Origin of the sequence: Streptomyces roseochromogenus subsp. oscitans DS 12.976 (assembly GCF_000497445.1) — a bacterium.
In the GTDB taxonomy this organism is placed as follows: domain Bacteria; phylum Actinomycetota; class Actinomycetes; order Streptomycetales; family Streptomycetaceae; genus Streptomyces; species Streptomyces oscitans.
The window spans coordinates 4995944-4999323 of the sequence record NZ_CM002285.1 but is presented as its reverse complement, the minus strand read 5'-3'; the positions used below and the strand labels follow the sequence as shown (position 1 = coordinate 4999323).

1 rRNA gene is annotated in these 3380 nt (G+C 57.5%); it reads right to left on the bottom strand.

Features of this window, described 5'->3' with window-relative positions:
- Positions 1–22: 22 nt before the first annotated feature.
- A 23S ribosomal RNA gene (locus tag M878_RS71200) occupies positions 23–3144 on the bottom strand.
- Positions 3145–3380: the final 236 nt, after the last annotated feature.

Sequence of the window (3380 nt, the reverse complement as noted above, 5' to 3'; positions counted from 1 at the left end):
AACACAGTGGACGCGAGCAACTGAGGACAAGCCCTCGGCCTATTAGTACCGGTCACCTCCACCAGTTACCTGGCTTCCAGATCCGGCCTATCAACCCAGTCGTCTACTGGGAGCCTTACCCCATCAAGTGGGTGGGAGTCCTCATCTCGAAGCAGGCTTCCCGCTTAGATGCTTTCAGCGGTTATCCCTCCCGAACGTAGCCAACCAGCCATGCCCTTGGCAGAACAACTGGCACACCAGAGGTTCGTCCGTCCCGGTCCTCTCGTACTAGGGACAGCCCTTCTCAAGACTCCTACGCGCACAGCGGATAGGGACCGAACTGTCTCACGACGTTCTAAACCCAGCTCGCGTACCGCTTTAATGGGCGAACAGCCCAACCCTTGGGACCGACTCCAGCCCCAGGATGCGACGAGCCGACATCGAGGTGCCAAACCATCCCGTCGATATGGACTCTTGGGGAAGATCAGCCTGTTATCCCCGGGGTACCTTTTATCCGTTGAGCGACGGCGCTTCCACAAGCCACCGCCGGATCACTAGTCCCGACTTTCGTCCCTGCTCGACCCGTCGGTCTCACAGTCAAGCTCCCTTGTGCACTTACACTCAACACCTGATTGCCAACCAGGCTGAGGGAACCTTTGGGCGCCTCCGTTACCCTTTAGGAGGCAACCGCCCCAGTTAAACTACCCATCAGACACTGTCCCTGATCCGGATCACGGACCCAGGTTAGACATCCAGCACGACCAGACTGGTATTTCAACGACGACTCCACCCACACTGGCGTACGGGCTTCACAGTCTCCCAGCTATCCTACACAAGCCGAACCGAACACCAATATCAAACTGTAGTAAAGGTCCCGGGGTCTTTCCGTCCTGCTGCGCGAAACGAGCATCTTTACTCGTAGTGCAATTTCACCGGGCCTATGGTTGAGACAGTCGAGAAGTCGTTACGCCATTCGTGCAGGTCGGAACTTACCCGACAAGGAATTTCGCTACCTTAGGATGGTTATAGTTACCACCGCCGTTTACTGGCGCTTAAGTTCTCAGCTTCGCCCACCCGAAAGTGAGCTAACCGGTCCCCTTAACGTTCCAGCACCGGGCAGGCGTCAGTCCGTATACATCGCCTTACGGCTTCGCACGGACCTGTGTTTTTAGTAAACAGTCGCTTCTCGCTGGTCTCTGCGGCCACCCCCAGCTCGAGGAGCAAGTCCTCTCACCAGGAATGGCCCCCCTTCTCCCGAAGTTACGGGGGCATTTTGCCGAGTTCCTTAACCATAGTTCACCCGAACGCCTCGGTATTCTCTACCTGACCACCTGAGTCGGTTTAGGGTACGGGCCGCCATGAAACTCGCTAGAGGCTTTTCTCGACAGCATAGGATCATCCACTTCACCACAATCGGCTCGGCATCAGGTCTCAGACTATGTGCTGCCCGGATTTACCTGGACAACGTCCTACACCCTTACCCCGGGACAACCACCGCCCGGGATGGACTACCTTCCTGCGTCACCCCATCACTCACCTACTGCAAGTCTGGTCCGTCGGCTCCACCACTTTCCATTCCCCGAAGGGTCCGGAACGGCTTCACGGACTTAGCATCGCCTGTTTCGATGTTTGACGCTTCACAGCGGGTACCGGAATATCAACCGGTTATCCATCGACTACGCCTGTCGGCCTCGCCTTAGGTCCCGACTTACCCTGGGCAGATCAGCTTGACCCAGGAACCCTTAGTCAATCGGCGCACACGTTTCTCACGTGTGAATCGCTACTCATGCCTGCATTCTCACTCGTCAACCGTCCACGACTACCTTCCAGTGCCGCTTCACCCGGCAGACGACGCTCCCCTACCCATCACAGCACCCGTTGGGGCTATATACTGCAATGACACGACTTCGGCGGTACGCTTGAGCCCCGCTACATTGTCGGCGCGGAATCACTAGACCAGTGAGCTATTACGCACTCTTTCAAGGGTGGCTGCTTCTAAGCCAACCTCCTGGTTGTCTGTGCGACTCCACATCCTTTCCCACTTAGCGTACGCTTAGGGGCCTTAGTCGATGCTCTGGGCTGTTTCCCTCTCGACCATGGAGCTTATCCCCCACAGTCTCACTGCCGCGCTCTCACTTACCGGCATTCGGAGTTTGGCTAAGGTCAGTAACCCGGTAGGGCCCATCGCCTATCCAGTGCTCTACCTCCGGCAAGAAACACACGACGCTGCACCTAAATGCATTTCGGGGAGAACCAGCTATCACGGAGTTTGATTGGCCTTTCACCCCTAACCACAGGTCATCCCCCAGGTTTTCAACCCTGGTGGGTTCGGTCCTCCACGAAGTCTTACCTCCGCTTCAACCTGCCCATGGCTAGATCACTCCGCTTCGGGTCTTGAGCGTGCTACTACAGCGCCCTGTTCGGACTCGCTTTCGCTACGGCTTCCCCACCCGGGTTAACCTCGCAACACACCGCAAACTCGCAGGCTCATTCTTCAAAAGGCACGCAGTCACGAGACACCAGCAAGCTGATGTCCGACGCTCCCACGGCTTGTAGGCACACGGTTTCAGGTACTATTTCACTCCCCTCCCGGGGTACTTTTCACCATTCCCTCACGGTACTATCCGCTATCGGTCACCAGGGAATATTTAGGCTTAGCGGGTGGTCCCGCCAGATTCACACGGGATTTCTCGGGCCCCGTGCTACTTGGGTGTCTCTCAAACGAGCCGCTGACGTTTCGACTACGGGGGTCTTACCCTCTACGCCGGACCTTTCGCATGTCCTTCGCCTACATCAACGGTTTCTGACTCGCCCCACGGCCGGCAGACCGTGGAAGAGAGATCCCACAACCCCCACGACGCAACCCCTGCCGGGTCTCACACGTCGTAGGTTTGGCCTCATCCGGTTTCGCTCGCCACTACTCCCGGAATCACGGTTGTTTTCTCTTCCTGCGGGTACTGAGATGTTTCACTTCCCCGCGTTCCCTCCACTTGCCCTATGTGTTCAGACAAGGGTGACAGCCCATGACGACTGCCGGGTTTCCCCATTCGGAAACCCCCGGATCAAAGCCTGGTTGACGACTCCCCGGGGACTATCGTGGCCTCCCACGTCCTTCATCGGTTCCTGGTGCCAAGGCATCCACCGTGCGCCCTTAAAAACTTGGCCACAGATGCTCGCGTCCACTGTGCAGTTCTCAAACAACGACCAGCCACCCATCACCCCGAACCAACAGGTCCGAGTGCACTGGGGCCGGCGACTGAGGAAAGTTCGTTCCCTCAGACACCCAACAGCGTGCCCGGCCAGGCCCCGTCCGAAGATCATGCGTTCCACGCTCTGACGAGCAGTACTAGCAGCCTCCGACCCAGGATCCCGGCCGAATAATCAACGTTCCACCCATGAGC